A 16589-nucleotide genomic window follows, 5' to 3' on the forward strand; every position below is an offset into this window, starting at 1 on the left:
GGGGTTATCAGGATTAGCGGGGAATACGCAGGCCGTGTTCGACGCCGCGAGAAAAAACCACCTGCCATAGCTGTATATCACGGGCGCGAAACGCCCCGGCGCATGCATTCAGATAATAACTGAACATGCGTTTAAACCGTTCGGTGTAATTATCTGCAATTTCCGGCCAGCCGTTGATAAAGCGAGAATACCAGGCCATCAGGGTGGTGTCGTAATCTGCGCCAAAGTTGTGCCAGTCTTCCATCACGAAATGCGATTCGCTGGCATTCGCAATCTGGCGAACAGACGGCAGGCACCCGTTCGGGAAAATATACTTATTGATCCACGGGTCGACATTATTATCCGTCTTTTTGGAACCGATAGTATGGAGCAGGAAAATACCGTCCGGTTTCAAATTACGGTCGACCACTTCAAAATAGGTTTTATAGTTCTTCGGCCCGACGTGTTCAAACATACCAACGGACACAATGCGATCAAACTGATCGTTAAGGTCGCGGTAATCCTGTAGCCGAATAGAAACGTCCAGACCAGCGCAACGTTCCTGGGCCATCTTTTGCTGCTCGGCGGAAATCGTGACGCCAACGACGCTGACGTCATAACTGGACGCCATAAACTGGGACAAGCCCCCCCAGCCGCATCCGATATCCAGCACGCGCATACCCGGCTGCAACTGTAATTTTTCACAAATGAGCTTCAGCTTCGCTTGCTGGGCGGATTCCAGTGTGTCGGCATCTTTCCAGTAAGCGCAGGAATATTGCATATACGGGTCGAGCATGCGGGAGAAAAGATCGTTGCCGAGATCGTAATGTTCTTTCCCGACTATCCAGGCGCGTTTTTTACTTTGTAAGTTGAACAGGCGCGCGCCCGCGATACGCAGCGTATCTTTGAAATGGTGGGGGAGTTGGTTTTCGAGCCCGGCTCGTAAGACTTTACTAAAAAACATGTCCAGTCGGTCGCATTCCCACCAGCCATCCATATAACTTTCACCTAACCCCAGCGATCCTTCCTGTAATACACGTTTGAAAAAATCGGGGTTTTTAACACGAATATCCGCCGGGGCAGTGCCATTGATGGCGATACCCGCACGGCCCAGCAATTCGTTGGTGATACGATACCAGTCATCATCTGGTACGCTGACTTCTTCTATACACGATGAACTCATAGCTTCTCCATCACTTGGTCGGTGATCAGAACCTTAAAACAGCGTAGACGCTTTTTGGGCTTTGTGAGAAATCTCACGGAATAATTCCGCGAGTCTATTATCCGACGTAGAACAGAGGAAGGGAGGAACCCTTACCGAAAAGGCCATCCGTGGTGAAACGGGAACACTCCGGTTCCCGTTAACGCATAATAATTATCGTAATATTAACAACCGAAATTTAGTATAGGCCTCAAAATTCGATGATACAACCGAAAATTGTTAGCGAGCTAATTACCTGTTGTTGAACATTCTTAGTGAGATTCGCTGTGCGCAACTTCGGTGTTTGCTGCGCGCGCGGCCGGTTCCTGCGCCTGAAGTTGCAGCCAGTATCCCAGCGCCGCCAGAGCCACCGTCGACAGCATTACGCTGGTGGTGGTAAGCAGCGGCGTGCTGATTAGCCACGAAACGACCAGGCTTGCCAGGAAACACAGACCCAGTTGCAGCGTGTTCTGTAAGGCTGCTGCGCGTCCGGTCGCTTGCGGGAAGGGGCGCAGCGCCTGGGCGACCACGATAGGGTAGATCGCGCCGTTCGCGATAGCCATCACACAGAATGGAATCAGGATCTCTGTCAGCGAAACATGGCTGATGAAGCTGGCGCCCCAGGTGGCGACCACGCTCAGCGCATAGAGAACCAGTAACCAGGGCAACAGCTGTTGACCCTGCCATTTTTGCAGCGCCGCGCGGCAACCGTAACCGCCCACCAGGAATGCGATGGTCTGCGGTACATAGCTCAGACCAATCACCGCCGGGCTATAGCCCATTTCGCTGAGGATAAACGGGGAACCCGTCAGCCAGGCAAAAAAGCTGGCGGAGCAGGCGGCGTAAATCAGGACGTTGCCGCGATAAGTTTGTGAACGCAGCAGGCTGGCGAAGGTCAGTTTTTCCTGGCTGTGGTCATGTGCTTTTGTTGTTGGCTTTAAGCGTAAGGCGGGCAGCATCAATATCAGCGTAATGATGAACAGCGTGGCAAAAATGGCCTGCCAGGAAAAATGCGTCAGTATCCAACTGCCGAGTAAAGGCGCAAGGGCGGGCGATAAACCGACCAGCGGCATAATGGTGGCGAAGATGCGATTAATTTTTTGCGTTGGATAATAATCCGTCACCAGCGCCTGCCAGATCACCGTAGCGGCACAAACTCCCACCGCCTGAATAAAACGCAGTACCAGTAGTCCGGTAGCGCTTTCGACCCACATCATCCCCAGACTGCCCAGCGCAAAGATGGAGAGACCCAGCAGCAAAATGGGTTTACGCCCGTAACGGTCTGACAGCGGCCCCCACAGCAGTTGCGCGACGGCGAAACCGGCCAGGAACAGACTGAGGCTGGCGCTGACAGCCGCCGCCGGTGTTTGCAGGTCGGCCTGAATTGCCGCGAACGCAGGCAGATACATATCTGTTGCCAGAAAGCCCAGCACGCTGAGACCCGCCAGCCAGACTAAAAAACCTTTTCCGGGTTGCATAATTGTTTCTCTTTTCCAGAAGTAAGACATTGCCGCTGAGTGTAGGGAGTGAAATTCTGCTTGTGAAACGTTAATATTTGGCTACTGGATTCAAAATTTTTGCAGGCAGAATATGTGGTCAGAATATTCACTCGAAGTGGTTGATGCCGTTGCCCGTAATGGCAGCTTTAGTTCTGCGGCGCAGGAGTTGCACCGCGTGCCTTCTGCGGTGAGCTACACCGTCCGTCAACTGGAAGAGTGGCTGGCGGTGCCGCTTTTCGAACGACGCCATCGGGACGTTGAACTGACCCCCGCCGGGGCATGGTTTTTAAAGGAAGGGCGCTCTGTTATCAAAAAAATGCAGATCACCCGGCAGCAGTGCCAGCAGATAGCCAACGGTTGGCGGGGGCAACTGGCGATTGCGGTCGACAATATTGTTAAGCCGGAGCGCACCCGGCAGATGATTGTTGATTTCTATCGTCATTTTGATGATGTGGAATTGCTGGTATTTCAGGAAGTATTTAACGGCGTCTGGGATGCGCTGTCGGACGGGCGCGTGGAGCTGGCTATCGGCGCGACGCAGGCCATTCCGGTTGGAGGACGCTACACCTTTCGCGATATGGGGATGCTGAGCTGGAGCTGCGTGGTCGCCCGCCATCATCCGCTGGCGTCAATGGCTGGCCCGCTCAGTGACGACACGTTGCGCAACTGGCCGTCGCTGGTCCGGGAGGATACCTCGCGTACGCTTCCGAAGCGCATCACCTGGCTGCTGGATAATCAAAAACGCGTGGTGGTGCCGGACTGGGAATCTTCAGCGACCTGCCTTTCCGCGGGACTGTGTGTGGGAATGGTGCCGACCCACTTTGCTAAGCCGTGGATCGACAGCGGGAAATGGGTGGCGCTACAGCTTGAGAATCCGTTTCCTGATGCGGCGTGCTGTCTGACGTGGCAGCAGAACGACACGTCACCCGCGCTGGCCTGGCTACTGGACTATCTGGGCGACAGCGAAACGCTGAATAAAGAGTGGTTACGGGAGCCGGAAGAGGCTCCCGCAGAAGGGGATTAACGGCGATAGTCGCGGAACGGGCCATCGGCGACAGAGCGACGCTCAATCAGACGCGGATGCACCTCAATGGACTGCGACTCTTCGCGTTTATTGACGATACGGTCAAGCAGCATATTGAAGGCCGTTTCACCCAGAGAATCTTTCGGCTGGTGAATCGTCGTCAGCGCAGGCGTAAAGTAACGCGCGTTGCGCACGTTGTCGTAGCCGATGACCGAGATATCCTGCGGTACGCGCAGCCCCATCTCGTCAGCGGCGCACAACGCGCCCATCGCCATAATGTCGCCACCGCAGAATACGGCCGTCGGGCGGTGAGACTGGGAGATCATTTGCTGCATCGCGCGGTAGCCTGATTCCGGCTCGAAATCACCCTGAACGATCCAGTTTTCCGGTACGTTTATCAGCGCTTCTTCCATCGCTTTCATAAAGCCAGCCAGACGACCTGCGCCGGTGTTGCGTTCCATTGGGCCGGGGATCACGCCAATTTCACGGTGCCCGCGTTCAACCAGATAACGACCGGCCATATAGCCGCCTGCAAAGGCGTTATCAATGACCGTATCGGTAAAGTCCGCTTTGGCTTCGCCCCAGTCCATCACCACCATCGGGATATGGCGATACTCTTCAAGCATAGAGAGCAGGGACTCAGGGTATTCGGAACACATGACCAGCAGGCCATCCACGCGCTTTTGCGCCATCATGGAGAGGTACGCGCGCTGCTTTTCCAGGTTGTTCCAGGCGTTGCCCAGAATCAGCGTATATCCTTTCTGGAAGCAGTTCTTTTCAACGGCTTCGATAATTTCAGCAAAATAGGCGGCTTCGCTGCTGGTCGCCAGCAAACCAATCGATTTGGTGTGGTTAACCTTCAGGCTGCGGGCAACCGCGCTGGGAGAGTAGTGCAACTCTTTAATGGCTGCCCATACCGCGTTGCGCGTCTCTTCCGCAACGAAGCGCGTTTTGTTAATTACGTGTGATACGGTTGTAGTGGAAACGTTTGCTCGCTTCGCCACATCTTTAATTGTTGCCATTACATCTCACTCCAGACCATATCCTGAACTCCTGAAAATACTGTAAGTAAACGTTTGCCTTTACACACCTTGATCGCAACGTCAGGGTTGCGGCACGCCGGGAAAACGACACGGAACATCAGGAAGGGGGCAATGGCCGGTACGCTAATCAAGTAAGCGTGGAATTTTGTCTGATCTTGACGAAAAGGGGAAGAGTTAAAAGCGCTTATCAATATAAATCATGGGAGATTTTTGCATTCAAGTGTGTAAAAATGCGCAATATCACTTTTTGTGTGGGAATAAAAAGGAGAAAACTTGATGAGCACCGATCTGAAATTTTCGTTAGTGACCACCATTATTGTGCTGGGCCTGATTGTCGCAGGCGGTCTGACTGCCGCACTGAACTGATTTACCTCTGAGGGAGAGCATTCTCCCTCTGTCTTTCCTCTCTCTTCTTCCTCATTTTTAACCAAATCGTAAAAGTCTTTTGCTATTTTGCTTACTTTATTAGTTTTGTGATTGATGTCATGCTTTTGACTCTTTTGCGTGCCCCGTGACGGCACGAAGCTGCGGAGTCGATGTATGAAAATAAATTATCCCTTACTGGCGCTGGCAATTGGCGCATTTGGTATTGGAACCACCGAGTTCTCTCCCATGGGCTTGTTGCCCGTTATCGCTCGCGGCGTGGATGTCTCGATTCCTGCGGCCGGAATGCTAATCAGCGCGTATGCCGTTGGTGTGATGGTCGGCGCGCCGTTGATGACGCTGCTGCTTTCCCATCGCGCACGTCGTAATGCGCTTATTTTTTTGATGGCGATTTTTACCCTCGGAAATGTGCTGTCGGCCATCTCGCCGGATTACACTACGTTGATGCTGTCGCGGATTCTGACCAGCCTGAATCACGGCGCTTTCTTCGGTCTGGGGTCGGTGGTGGCGGCCAGCGTCGTACCCAAACATAAACAGGCCAGTGCGGTCGCCACCATGTTTATGGGGCTGACGATCGCCAATATTGGTGGTGTTCCTGCGGCGACCTGGCTGGGGGAAACCATTGGCTGGCGTATGTCCTTCATGGCGACGGCGGGGCTGGGCGTAATTTCAATGATTAGCCTCTTTTTCTCGTTGCCGAAAGGCGGGGCGGGAGAGCGCCCTGAGGTGCGCAAAGAGCTGGCGGTGCTGTTGCGACCACAGGTGTTATCGGCATTACTGACCACCGTTCTGGGCGCAGGCGCGATGTTTACGCTCTATACCTATATCGCCCCGGTGCTGCACAGCATTACGCATGCAACGCCTGCTTTCGTTACCGGTATGCTGGTACTGATTGGCGTTGGCTTTTCTATCGGTAACTACCTGGGGGGAAAACTGGCGGATCGTTCGGTTAACGGCACCCTGAAAGGATTTTTGCTGCTGCTGATGGTGATTATGCTGGCGATCCCGTTCCTGGCGCGCAACGAAGTGGGCGCCGCTATCAGCATGGTGGTATGGGGGGCGGCGACATTCGCGGTGGTTCCGCCTTTACAAATGCGCGTCATGCGGGTTGCCAGTGAAGCGCCAGGTCTCTCTTCATCGGTCAATATCGGTGCCTTTAATTTCGGTAATGCGCTTGGCGCAGCGGCGGGGGGCGCAGTGATTTCCGGTGGTTTGGGCTACAGTTTCGTACCGGTGATGGGGGCGATTGTGGCAGGGCTTGCGCTGTTGCTGGTCTTTGTCTCTGCGCGCAGACAGCCTGAAGACGTTTGCGTGGCGAACTAAGCGCAGCATTAAAACGCAGAAGGGGCTCCCTTCTGCGTTATTCTCTTTATGCTGCGAAGTTTTTCGCCACAAAGTCCCAGTTTACCAGCGCCCAGAAGTGTTCCAGGTAGCCAGGACGGGCATTGCGGTAGTCGATATAGTAGGCATGTTCCCACACATCAACGGTCATCAACGGCGTGGCGTCGGTGGTCAGCGGCGTACCGGCATTCGACGTAGAGACGATAGCCAGTTTCCCATCCGTCCCTTTCACCAGCCAGGTCCAGCCGGAACCGAAGTTCTTAATTGCGGCGTCGGTGAACTGCGCTTTGAAATCGGCAAAGCTGCCGAAGGACGCGACAATGGCGTCAGCCAGTTTACCCGTTGGTTTGCCGCCAGCATCAGGCGCCAGGCAGTTCCAGTAGAAGGTGTGGTTCCAGACCTGTGCCGCGTTATTGAAGACGCCGCCTTCAGCGCTGCGAACGATCTCTTCCAGTGATTTCCCCTCAAACGGCGTGCCTTTGATCAGGTTGTTAAGGTTGGTCACATAGGTCTGATGATGTTTGCCGTAATGATATTCCAGCGTCTCAGCAGAAATGTGCGGTGCAAGAGCATCTTTGGCATACGGTAATGCAGGTAATTCAAACGACATTGCTTCTCTCCTTATATTTATATTAGGTGCGCACAATAACCTTATTGTACGTAAGGATAGGGTAGCAAATTGAAAGGTGATACAAAAGAAGAACTTACCCTGTAGTCATACTACAGGGTAACGTTTTATCGAATGGTTTTCGGCGTCATGACCCGGCGTGCGCCCACGTAATGGCGCTGCCAGTAATCTTCGCTAAGAGAGGTAATCTGTATTTCCTGACCGCTGCGCGGAGACTGAATAAATTTGCCGTTGCCAACGTAAACGCCAACGTGATCGGCGGTACCGCGACCCTGAGTACGGAAGAACACAAGATCGCCATTTTTCAGTTCGCCACGTTCAATCGGCGCGGCATCGCGCAAATGATACATTTCATTTGCAGTACGCGGGATGCGGAATTTCACCAGATCCTTATACGCGTAATAAACCAGACCGCTGCAATCAAAACCGGTTCGTGGAGACGTTCCGCCCCAACGATACGGTTTGCCAATCTGATTCATTAATTTATTCATCGCCGTGTTGGTGGCTTTCTGCATTTTCGCTTTATGCGCATCAGCAATGGCAAGCGGGGCGCCTTTTACTTTGACACAATGCGGCTTACGACCCTTGCGCGGCGTACATTTTTCCGTCCAGGTTACGGCGGCGGTTTGTGTGGTGGCGGGTTTGCTACGACGGCTTGCGGTTTTGCTGGTTTTGGTGGTTTTCGCAGGGGAGGCAATGCGTTTTTTCGATGTGGAGGCCGTTTTACTTTGGGTTTTACTCACGGCTTTTTTTGCAGTCTTCGTTTTTTTCTTGCTGGTCGCGGTGTTCTTCTGCTTATCTGCCGTTTTCGTGACATGCGCGGCAGGCGTCGCCCTGGCTTGCCGGGAGGCATGCGCCATTGACGTAAAAGGGAGCGTGGTAAAAAGCAAAGCACAGAGCGTGATCGAGATCCGGTTTATCCGCGCCACTGAGCAATCCTCTGGTTAAGGGCAGGTCGAATTCATGCCTGCGTATGATTTACAAAACGCATCGATTCTAATCTATAAAATCCCCGGAAGTTAATAGCTTTTGTCATCTAAAATCGCGTTTCGTTATTGAGTGCAAAAAAAAGCAGCAACAAAAGCGGAAACGGGTCAACAGATAAACAATTCCATACTGTTTAAGTGGATAAGAGATATTTAGAATGCAACTTCAGGCTTCAGACGATAAAATAGTAAAGCGTGATGAAAATGTTATTTTCCGTTGCCAGCCTGACCCGCTACAATGTCAGACTACTGCCGTAAAGAAGTTTAAGGAAGCAAGACAATGAGCACCACTATCGAAAAAATCCAGCGCCAGATCGCTGAAAACCCGATTCTCCTGTACATGAAAGGCTCTCCAAAACTGCCAAGCTGCGGTTTTTCCGCACAGGCTGTTCAGGCGCTTTCTGCCTGTGGTGAACGTTTTGCCTATGTCGATATTCTGCAAAACCCGGACATCCGCGCCGAGCTGCCGAAATATGCAAACTGGCCGACCTTCCCGCAACTGTGGGTGGACGGTGAGCTGGTTGGCGGCTGCGATATCTTAATTGAAATGTACCAGCGCGGTGAGTTGCAGCAGTTGATCAAAGAGACTGCGGCAAAATACAAAACCGAAGAGCCTGACGCTGAGTAATTCAGCTGAAATAAAAAAGCGACCATCTGGTCGCTTTTTTTTGCTGAAAACGCGGTTGCCTGATGGCGCGTCGCTTATCAGGACGCGCGGGCACCGCCACCCGACACGATTATGCCTCTTCTGGTACCGGCAACGGCCAGCCGCCAAGACGCTTCCAGCGGTTAACGATTTCGCAAAACAGAACGGCCGTTCGTTCGGTGTCGTATAGCGCAGAGTGCGCCTGCGTTCCATCAAACGCCATTCCCGCCGCCAGACACGCTTTTGACAGTACGGTCTGTCCCAGCGCCAGGCCGCTCAGGGCCGCAGTGTCAAAGGTCACGAAGGGGTGGAAGGGGTTACGTTTCAGCGAAGCGCGCTCAGCGGCGGCCATCATAAAACTGTGATCGAACGTGGCGTTATGGGCCACCATGATCGCACGATTGCAACCGCTGTCTTTAATTCCCTTGCGCACCATTTTGAAAATAGCATGCAGCGCATCGTACTCGCTGACCGCGCCGCGCAGCGGGTTAGAAGGATCGATTCCGTTAAAGGCAAGCGCTTCAGGCTGTAAGTTTGCGCCTTCGAACGGCTCAACATGGAAATGCAGCGTCGTGTCCGGCATCAGCCAGCCTTGTTCATCCATTTTCAGCGTGATGGCGGCAACCTCAAGCAGCGCATCGGTTTTGGCATTGAATCCCGCCGTTTCGACATCAATGACGACAGGATAAAAACCACGAAAACGGTCGCACAGACCGGAAAGTTGAGCGTTATCGGACATCTGGATCTCTTAATACGGAAAAATTGCAGCGCGCATTATGGCAAATTTTACGCTGAGATGCAGTAAAACAACGGGCACAGAGAGTCTGTGCCCGGCGGGAGATTAGTTGCCCAGACCGCGACCGGCGTCTTTGGCTTCAATCAGCTCAATTTTGTAGCCATCAGGATCTTCAACAAACGCGATGACGGTGGAGCCGCCTTTTACCGGACCCGCTTCACGCGTGACGTTACCACCGTTCTGGCGAATGCGCTCACAGGCTTCGGCAGCATTGTCGACGCTCAGGGCGATATGGCCATAGGCCGTGCCCAGCTCGTACTTATCAACGCCCCAGTTGTAAGTTAACTCGATCACCGCTTCTTCGCTTTCCGGGCCGTAACCCACGAATGCCAGAGAGTATTTGTATTCCGGGTTTTCGCTGGTGCGCAGCAGCTTCATGCCCAGTACGTTGGTGTAGAATTCGATGGAACGCTGCAAGTCGCCAACACGCAGCATGGTATGAAGTAAACGCATCTTTTTCCCCTCAAAAGTGCTGAATGGTCAATACATTCAAAATGTTGTTCTAGTATAGCGGCGTTTTTACGCCGCTACCAACGCAGGATTACAGGGTAGGGTAGTCCGTGTAACCTTCAGCGCCGCCGCCGTAGAAGCTTTCTGCGCGTTGTGGATTCAGTTCTGCTTTGCGTTGCAGACGAGCCACCAGGTCCGGGTTAGCGATATACGCCCGGCCAAACGCGACGGCGTCGATCAGGCCCTTATTGAGCAGGTCTTCCGCTTTTTCCGGCGTATAGGCGCCTGCGCCAATGATCGGGCCGTGGAAGCGGGCGCGAACTTTCTCACGGAAGGCGTCAGTATACGGTTCGCCGCCAGCCCAGTCAGGTTCGGACATGTGCAGATAGGCAATGCCGCGTTTACCCAGTTCCTCAATCAGATAGAGCGCATCGGCTTCTTCATTCGGGCCATTATCGACATTCTGGAATGTGCCGATAGGGGAAACACGGATACCAATTCGATCTGCCCCCCATTCCTGAATACCGGCATCGACGACTTCCAGCACCAGACGCGCGCGGTTCTCAACGTTGCCGCCGTACTGGTCAGTACGATGGTTTGACGTCGGGGAAAGGAACTGGTGCAGCAGATAGCCGTGGGCAGAATGCAGTTCTACCAGGTCGAAACCGGCTTCACGCGCATTGGCGATAGCCTGACGGAAATCGTTGACGATGCCTGGGATCTCGTCGGTTTCCAGCGCGCGCGGCATTGAGGTATCGACACGAATGGCCTGGCCGTTTTCATCGCGCAGCGAGGTACGGGTACCAGCGCCGATCGCAGACGCGGAGACAGGAGGCTGGCCACCGGGTTGCAGGCTGGAATGAGAGATTCGACCGGTATGCCAGAGTTGAACAGCAATGTGCCCCTGTTCGGCATGAACGCCAGCGGTAATTTTTTTCCATGCCTCGATCTGCTCCGCGCTGTGCAGACCCGGCGCGCCCGCATAGCCTTTCGCCTGTGCGGAGATCTGCGTCGCTTCGCTGATGATTAGCCCGGCGCTGGCGCGTTGACGATAATACTCGGCCATTAACGGGGTGGGAATGTCGCCCGGTTCAATGCTGCGCAAACGCGTCAGAGGGGCCATGAACACACGGTTTGCTGCCGTAATTGCGCCCACTTTCAGCGGGGTAAACAGTTTCTCAGATGACATAATGGCTCCAGGTATAAGTAGACCGGTCGTCTAGTGATAAGGAAAATAAAAACGCCCGTTAAGCCGCAGGCGTTGCGATAATCGTTTTTACATGTGCCAGCGCGCTTTCAAGCGGGGCGGCACTGCGAGAAATTTTGGCGTGCAGATTCGCGCCTAACCACAGCGCATACAGGATCTGCGCCTGTTGCAGCGGCTCGCCAGCAAAAGAGAGACAGCGGGCTTCGCGTCCTTTTTCCAGCGATTGCGCTAACAGCGTAATAATATGCCGCGCGCCTTTGTCCATTGCAGTGCGCATATCTTCTGAGAGATCGCACACTTCGGCGGACAGCTTTACGGTCAAACAGCCGCTGATAGTGCCTTGCTGGCAAAACTGATTCAGGGTTTCCTGATAGTAAGCCAGAATGCGGTCACGGTAGTTGCCCGCACCGGCGTCAAAATGCGTTGCCAGCCGCTGATGATATCCGGCGTAATGCCGTTCCAGCATGGCGACGCCAAACGCTTCTTTGGAACGAAAATAGTGATAAAACGACCCCTTCGGCACTTCGGCGGTTTTGAGCAGCTCGCTCAATCCCATTCCGGTGAAGCCACGCTGCATACAAAGCTGCTCGCCGGTAGCCAGAAGATGTTCGCGGGTATCATGTTCAGTCTGTTTGTTCATGCCGCTGAGTGTAATAGACCAATCGGTCTAATGCAAGTCAGGTTGCCAGAAAGCCAGTTAGCGTCTTCAATAAGCATAAGTGCTTTCGTTGAGGAGAGAGTGTGGCTGAGCAGTTAGAGTTTTTTCCCGTCCCAAGCCCGTGCCGGGGGATCTGTCAGTCGGATGAGCGCGGATTTTGTCGTGGCTGTCTGCGCAGTCGGGATGAACGTTTCAACTGGCAAAAAATGAGCGACGCCGAGAAGCAGAACGTGTTGCGGCTTTGTCGTCAGCGTCTTATGCGCAAATTACGCGCAAACAAACCGAACCCGCAGGAAGAACCTCAACAACCCTCACTCTTTTGAAACCGTAATTGCGTATACTCGCTAAACATCTATATATGAGGAAGCGGTTATGGTTCAGCGTATCACTATTGCCCCGCAAGGCCCGGAATTTTCGCGCTTCGTGATGGGTTACTGGCGTCTGATGGACTGGAATATGTCTGCGCGTCAGCTGGTCAGCTTTATTGAAGAGCATCTTGATCTGGGCGTCACGACCGTTGACCATGCGGATATCTACGGCGGTTATCAATGTGAGGCCGCGTTTGGCGAAGCGTTGAAACTGGCGCCGCACCTGCGTGAGCGGATGCAGATCGTAACGAAGTGTGGTATCGCCACGACCGCCCGGGCTGAAAATGTACTCGGCCATTACATCACTGACCGCGACCACATTGTTGCCAGCGCTGAACAGTCCCTGAAAAATCTGGCGACCGACCGCCTTGATCTGCTGCTCATCCATCGTCCCGACCCGCTAATGGATGCGGACGACGTCGCGGAAGCATTCCAGCATCTCCACCAGAGCGGAAAAGTGCGCCACTTTGGCGTCTCTAACTTTACCCCGGCCCAGTTTACGCTACTGCAATCGCGTCTGCCGTTTACCCTTGCCACGAACCAGGTTGAGATTTCACCGGTTCATCAGCCGCTGCTACTGGACGGCACGCTGGATCAGCTACAGCAACTGCGTATTCGACCGATGGCGTGGTCCTGTCTTGGCGGCGGTCGTCTGTTTAATGATGATGAATTCGCGCCGCTGCGCAACGAACTTGCCGCGATTGCGGAAGAGCTGAACGCGACCACGATTGAGCAGGTGGTATATGCGTGGATTTTACGCCTGCCGTCTCAGCCGTTGCCGATTATCGGCTCCGGTAAAATTGAGCGCGTACGCGCAGCGATTGAGGCGGAGTCTCTGACGATGTCGCGTCAGCAATGGTTCCGTATCCGCAAAGCGGCGTTAGGTTACGACGTACCATAATGCTGCATTTTCGGCTTTCCGTTCAAAATTGTGTCACTGGTTTACACTTAACCGGGTAAACACATTTGACGGAGGTCTTATGAAGCGTTTGAGTCTGGCAATGTTAACCCTGCTGGCCTGTGCGGGCGCACAGGCCGCCAGTGAAGAAGTGACGATGAATCTGGTGACTTCGCAAGGCGTCGGGCAGTCGATTGGCAGCGTAACCATTGCCGAAACGGATAAAGGGCTGGAGTTTACTCCCGACCTGAAAGCGCTGCCGCCGGGTGAACATGGTTTTCATATCCATGCTAACGGCAGTTGCCAGCCTGCGATTAAAGAGGGTAAAGCCTCGGCGGCAGAGGCGGCGGGCGGGCATTTCGACCCGCACAATACCGGGAAGCACGAGGGGCCGGAAGGCGCCGGGCATATGGGCGATCTTCCCGTGCTGGTGGTCAATAATGACGGGATAGCCACCACGCCTGTTACTGCGCCGCGCCTGAAATCTCTTGATGAAATCAAAGATAAAGCGCTGATGATCCACGTCGGCGGCGATAACATGTCCGATCAGCCGAAACCGCTTGGCGGTGGTGGCGAGCGTTACGCCTGCGGCGTCATCAAATAGTCAGGACGTCAGTGAACCCTGCGGTGGCGCTTGCTCAAGCTGTGACAGCGAGCAGTGTAATCGCCAGATGAGCGCCGCCAGTTCCTGAGCCGCAGGTTGATGATGATGCGACAGCGTGTTGCAAATACGCTGTAGCTCCTGGAGCGTGGCCGCCAGCGGTCGTTGCTGTACGCCGCGCTCGCTCATCACGTCGCGCAACAAGGCAATACAGATATCCCGGACGCGCGAAAGCGGGTCGGAGCGGGTTTCCCAGGCACGCAGTTGCCACACCACATGTGAACAATTCAGCAGTACCACTCCCCAGCGTAACAGCCAGCGTCGCGCCAGCGCATCCTGGCTATTGCTGAGTTGACTGACGTGATGATAGGTCAGCGATTCAAACTCATTCTCGCTGTGTGATGGATGACGACTGAGCTGATCGACAAAATCTCTGCGCAATGCGCGGATATGGCGACGGCTTTTGCGGGCATCCGAACCCGGACGCAGGATCGCAAAGGCCAGCCACGACAGCGCGACCCCGGCAATTTTAGCCGTATTGTCATTAAGAAAATCAGCAAAGTCATACACGGGGGGATTGGTGACGGCGATAAACGATCCCATAAAAACGATCAACTGCCCCCAAAGCCCGGCGAGTTTCGGCATTTGCAGCTTCAGCAGTTGCATCGTGGCCAGCAAAGGAAACAGAAACAGCAAAAACTGCCAGAGATCGGTTATCTGCACCATCAAACCGAATTTGACGACGAAGCTGAACAACGAGAGCAGAATCAGCGTGCGCATCAGTAAAGAGAGTGATTTAAACGGCGTGGCGACGGCGGAATAGAGCACGCAACTGATGGCCGCCAGCGTTAATGCCCCTGAACCGGATTCCCATTGTGAACCGATACTCCACGCGCCAATCACCATGAGGGTGGTAAATGTGCGCAATCCGCTCCATATCGCTTCGGCGTTGTCCGTATGGCGGGCCAGACCGGGGCTGCGCGTTACTTTGATCTCATCGACTGCGGCGCCGTTTTCCAGCAACCGTAGCTGATGGCTGTTGTGTAAGTAGAGCTGGCAGAAATAGCGCAATCGCTGCCAGAAGGCGACGTGGCGGTAATCCTGTCGGTTTTTCGGATGTAGCGGGGCAATAATGCGCGCGACGGTATAACTGTCGGTACGCAGATTAGCCAGCGCGGCCAACAGTTGTTCAATCACATCGCGGGTCTGCTCCGGCGGGTTGGGCCAGTTCAGCAACATCCTGCGGAGGCTGGAAATGACGCTGGTCAGGCGAAGCTGCTGATGCAGCAGAGCGTTAAGCAGCGCGTTCTGGCGACGAAAACGGTAGTGACTCCAGAATGCCTGAATGCGCAGCAGGTTCATCGTCAGAATTTGGCCGATAACCCCTTCATGGGCAGAACGTATCGCATCGGTGGTTTCCGGCTGCCAGAGCAGGCTGGCGTGCTCCAGCAACCGTGCGTGCATATTTTTCAGCGCGGTCAACAGCGCCGTGCCGTCAGAGGTGCTGGGCAGGATCATCATCATCATGCCGCCGCAAAGAATACCGACGATCACCTCGCAGACCCTGGCCTGGGCGATATCCCACAACTGTGTGACCTCGATGATGTTGACCATGGGAAAGGCGATGATGGCGGCCGTGTAACCCGCCAGCTGGAAGGCGTAGGCGACGTTATTGGTGAAATGGGCGCAGGCCCAGGTGCAAAAGCCAATCCAGGCCGCCATGCTTAATAAAAAGAGCCAGGGTTCGTTTAGCGTGTGACCTGCGATGATGAGCGCGGCGGTGGCGCCAAGTAAACTCCCGGTAATACGCCCCAGACTTTTACTGATCACGCCGCCTACCGTCGGAAAACTTACCACGGCGGCAGAGGTCATCGCCCAGTATGGCTCATCCAGGTTGATGTAGTAGGCGAACGTCAGCGCCAGGCACATGGCGAGGGTATTGCGCAATGCATAGCGCCATTGCCCAGAGGTTGCCTTGAACCAGGGCGTATCGCGCCAGGTCAGGTGAGGGAGCTTCATTAGCGCTGACCGATAGCCACGCTGCATGTTGTGCCCGAAACCAGCGTGACATCATGGGGTAACGCATCAAATTCGATACGCACCGGCACGCGCTGCGCCAGACGAACCCAGGGAACGTTAGGTTTAATGTCAGGGACCAGGCCGGAATCGCTCTCCACGCTTTGATCATAAATCGCCCGGCCAATACTGGCGACGTGACCCTGTAACTTTACGTTGCCGCTGTAGAGGGTGATCTGCGCCGGAGCGCCTTCGCGAATATGGCGCAGTTTCGTCTCTTCGAAATATCCCATGACGTAGAACGAGTGGCTATCGACCAGCGCAAACAGCGGTTGGCCGGTGGCGGCGTAATCCCCCGTGCGCGTTGAGAGGTTTGTCACCCAGCCCGCGACCGGCGCGCGAACGTCGGTCTGGGCTAATTGCCATTGCGCCTGTTTTAATGACGCTTCCGCCGCTTCGACGCTGGCCTGCATCGCTTTAACGTTCAGGTTTGCGGTGTCCATATCTTCGGCAGAGATGTAATTTTGTGATAAATGGCGACGCCGGTTGGCTTCATTATTGGCTTTCGCTAAATCGGAGCGGGCTTTAGCCAGTTCTGCCTGCGCATTAAGCCCAGCGATGTGAAAAGGGGTCTTATCGATAGAAAAGAGCAGATCGCCTGCATTCACGAACTGGTTATCTTTTATATTGAGTTTGGTGATGCTGCCGGAGACCTGAGGCGTAATGCTCACCTGTTCCGCCCGTACTTTACCGTCGCGCGTCCACGGAGACTGCATGTAGTAATTCCATAGCCACCAACCGGCCAGAACCGCGATGGCCGCAACCACAATCGTTGAAAAGTATTTCATTGTTTTAAGCGACATA

17 protein-coding genes and 1 pseudogene are annotated in these 16589 nt (G+C 54.2%); 7 read left to right on the forward strand and 11 right to left on the reverse strand.

The genetic code is table 11. The annotated features are described in order from the left end of the window. Positions 1-13 precede the first annotated feature (13 nt). Positions 14-1162, reverse strand: coding sequence for a cyclopropane fatty acyl phospholipid synthase (gene cfa, locus OGX75_RS10715; RefSeq protein WP_115181684.1), 1149 nt, complete (start codon positions 1160-1162; stop codon positions 14-16). 290 nt (positions 1163-1452) lie between these two features. Beyond that, complete coding sequence (gene punC / locus OGX75_RS10720) at positions 1453-2658, reverse strand: purine nucleoside transporter PunC (RefSeq protein ID WP_024130373.1); 1206 nt, start codon at positions 2656-2658, stop codon at positions 1453-1455. A gap of 112 nt (positions 2659-2770) precedes the next feature. Here punC and punR point away from each other — a divergent pair, with 112 nt between their 5' ends. Continuing rightward, positions 2771-3703: a DNA-binding transcriptional activator PunR gene (gene punR, locus OGX75_RS10725; protein WP_012132545.1), complete on the forward strand. Its 933-nt coding sequence runs from the start codon at positions 2771-2773 to the stop codon at positions 3701-3703. On the opposite strand, the gene purR is transcribed toward punR, so the two are convergent. Then, entirely contained in the window at positions 3700-4725 is a 1026-nt protein-coding gene (gene purR / locus OGX75_RS10730) for an HTH-type transcriptional repressor PurR (RefSeq protein WP_012132544.1), read from the reverse strand. The genes punR and purR overlap by 4 nt on opposite strands. 297 nt (positions 4726-5022) lie before the next feature. Between purR and cydH the strand changes: the two genes are divergently transcribed. Then, positions 5023-5112 carry a cytochrome bd-I accessory subunit CydH gene (cydH, locus tag OGX75_RS10735; RefSeq protein ID WP_096753851.1) on the forward strand — a complete coding sequence of 30 codons (90 nt, stop codon included), beginning with the start codon at positions 5023-5025 and terminating at the stop codon, positions 5110-5112. Between the two features lie 174 nt (positions 5113-5286). Continuing rightward, positions 5287-6453 (forward strand): MFS transporter, encoded by a 1167-nt coding sequence (locus tag OGX75_RS10740; RefSeq protein ID WP_286451579.1) that lies wholly within the window; start codon positions 5287-5289, stop codon positions 6451-6453. A 46-nt stretch (positions 6454-6499) separates the two neighbouring features. On the opposite strand, the gene sodB is transcribed toward OGX75_RS10740, so the two are convergent. Both sodB and OGX75_RS10750 read right to left on the reverse strand, forming a co-directional pair. Continuing rightward, positions 6500-7081 (reverse strand): superoxide dismutase [Fe], encoded by a 582-nt coding sequence (gene sodB / locus OGX75_RS10745; RefSeq protein WP_286451578.1) that lies wholly within the window; start codon positions 7079-7081, stop codon positions 6500-6502. A gap of 125 nt (positions 7082-7206) precedes the next feature. Then, positions 7207-8028: a C40 family peptidase gene (locus OGX75_RS10750; RefSeq protein ID WP_047457273.1), complete on the reverse strand. Its 822-nt coding sequence runs from the start codon at positions 8026-8028 to the stop codon at positions 7207-7209. 337 nt (positions 8029-8365) lie between these two features. Here OGX75_RS10750 and grxD point away from each other — a divergent pair, with 337 nt between their 5' ends. Then, the gene (gene grxD / locus OGX75_RS10755) at positions 8366-8713 is read left to right on the forward strand and encodes a monothiol glutaredoxin 4 (RefSeq protein WP_003832760.1); all 348 of its coding nucleotides are present in this window, start codon (positions 8366-8368) and stop codon (positions 8711-8713) included. Positions 8714-8822: 109 nt separating this feature from the next. Here grxD and rnt read toward each other — a convergent pair whose 3' ends face one another. From rnt to OGX75_RS10775, 4 genes are all read right to left on the reverse strand, one after another. Beyond that, the gene (gene rnt / locus OGX75_RS10760; RefSeq protein ID WP_047457270.1) at positions 8823-9470 is read right to left on the reverse strand and encodes a ribonuclease T; all 648 of its coding nucleotides are present in this window, start codon (positions 9468-9470) and stop codon (positions 8823-8825) included. Between the two features lie 102 nt (positions 9471-9572). Beyond that, positions 9573-9980, reverse strand: coding sequence for a lactoylglutathione lyase (gloA, locus tag OGX75_RS10765; RefSeq protein ID WP_024130371.1), 408 nt, complete (start codon positions 9978-9980; stop codon positions 9573-9575). Positions 9981-10068: 88 nt separating this feature from the next. Next, a complete protein-coding gene (locus OGX75_RS10770) occupies positions 10069-11166 on the reverse strand; it encodes an alkene reductase (RefSeq protein WP_286451577.1) in 1098 nt (365 codons plus the stop codon). Positions 11167-11224: 58 nt separating this feature from the next. After that, positions 11225-11824 carry a TetR/AcrR family transcriptional regulator gene (locus OGX75_RS10775; RefSeq protein ID WP_286451576.1) on the reverse strand — a complete coding sequence of 200 codons (600 nt, stop codon included), beginning with the start codon at positions 11822-11824 and terminating at the stop codon, positions 11225-11227. A 101-nt stretch (positions 11825-11925) separates the two neighbouring features. On the opposite strand from OGX75_RS10775, the gene OGX75_RS10780 reads away from it, so the two are divergent. From OGX75_RS10780 to sodC, 3 genes are all read left to right on the forward strand, one after another. Further along, positions 11926-12165 carry a DUF1289 domain-containing protein gene (locus OGX75_RS10780; RefSeq protein WP_047457260.1) on the forward strand — a complete coding sequence of 80 codons (240 nt, stop codon included), beginning with the start codon at positions 11926-11928 and terminating at the stop codon, positions 12163-12165. Positions 12166-12214: 49 nt separating this feature from the next. Continuing rightward, positions 12215-13111 (forward strand): aldo/keto reductase, encoded by an 897-nt coding sequence (locus OGX75_RS10785; protein WP_012132531.1) that lies wholly within the window; start codon positions 12215-12217, stop codon positions 13109-13111. Positions 13112-13190: 79 nt separating this feature from the next. Beyond that, positions 13191-13712, forward strand: a complete 522-nt coding sequence (gene sodC, locus OGX75_RS10790) for a superoxide dismutase [Cu-Zn] SodC (RefSeq protein WP_012132530.1) — start codon at positions 13191-13193, stop codon at positions 13710-13712. Here the strand turns inward: sodC and OGX75_RS10795 are convergent. Further along, a pseudogene (locus tag OGX75_RS10795) lies at positions 13688-15728 on the reverse strand (FUSC family protein). The gene sodC and the pseudogene OGX75_RS10795 sit on opposite strands and share 25 nt — an antisense overlap. After that, entirely contained in the window at positions 15728-16588 is an 861-nt protein-coding gene (locus tag OGX75_RS10800; RefSeq protein ID WP_200031081.1) for an efflux RND transporter periplasmic adaptor subunit, read from the reverse strand. Before OGX75_RS10800 ends, OGX75_RS10795 begins: the two are co-directional and overlap by 1 nt. Position 16589: the final 1 nt, after the last annotated feature.

The organism is Citrobacter sp. CK199 (assembly GCF_030333285.1).
Classification (GTDB): domain Bacteria; phylum Pseudomonadota; class Gammaproteobacteria; order Enterobacterales; family Enterobacteriaceae; genus Citrobacter_B; species Citrobacter_B koseri.

Bases quoted from the DNA above. Each gene is read 5' to 3' on its own strand.
- cfa (WP_115181684.1), bottom strand. From the start codon at position 1,162: ATGAGTTCATCGTGTATAGAAGAAGTCAGCGTACCAGATGATGACTGG.
- punC (WP_024130373.1), bottom strand. From the start codon at position 2,658: ATGCAACCCGGAAAAGGTTTTTTAGTCTGGCTGGCGGGTCTCAGCGTG.
- punR (WP_012132545.1), top strand. From the start codon at position 2,771: ATGTGGTCAGAATATTCACTCGAAGTGGTTGATGCCGTTGCCCGTAAT.
- purR (WP_012132544.1), bottom strand. From the start codon at position 4,725: ATGGCAACAATTAAAGATGTGGCGAAGCGAGCAAACGTTTCCACTACA.
- cydH (WP_096753851.1), top strand. From the start codon at position 5,023: ATGAGCACCGATCTGAAATTTTCGTTAGTGACCACCATTATTGTGCTG.
- OGX75_RS10740 (WP_286451579.1), top strand. From the start codon at position 5,287: ATGAAAATAAATTATCCCTTACTGGCGCTGGCAATTGGCGCATTTGGT.
- sodB (WP_286451578.1), bottom strand. From the start codon at position 7,081: ATGTCGTTTGAATTACCTGCATTACCGTATGCCAAAGATGCTCTTGCA.
- grxD (WP_003832760.1), top strand. From the start codon at position 8,366: ATGAGCACCACTATCGAAAAAATCCAGCGCCAGATCGCTGAAAACCCG.
- rnt (WP_047457270.1), bottom strand. From the start codon at position 9,470: ATGTCCGATAACGCTCAACTTTCCGGTCTGTGCGACCGTTTTCGTGGT.
- gloA (WP_024130371.1), bottom strand. From the start codon at position 9,980: ATGCGTTTACTTCATACCATGCTGCGTGTTGGCGACTTGCAGCGTTCC.
- OGX75_RS10770 (WP_286451577.1), bottom strand. From the start codon at position 11,166: ATGTCATCTGAGAAACTGTTTACCCCGCTGAAAGTGGGCGCAATTACG.
- OGX75_RS10775 (WP_286451576.1), bottom strand. From the start codon at position 11,824: ATGAACAAACAGACTGAACATGATACCCGCGAACATCTTCTGGCTACC.
- OGX75_RS10785 (WP_012132531.1), top strand. From the start codon at position 12,215: ATGGTTCAGCGTATCACTATTGCCCCGCAAGGCCCGGAATTTTCGCGC.
- sodC (WP_012132530.1), top strand. From the start codon at position 13,191: ATGAAGCGTTTGAGTCTGGCAATGTTAACCCTGCTGGCCTGTGCGGGC.
- OGX75_RS10800 (WP_200031081.1), bottom strand. From the start codon at position 16,588: ATGTCGCTTAAAACAATGAAATACTTTTCAACGATTGTGGTTGCGGCC.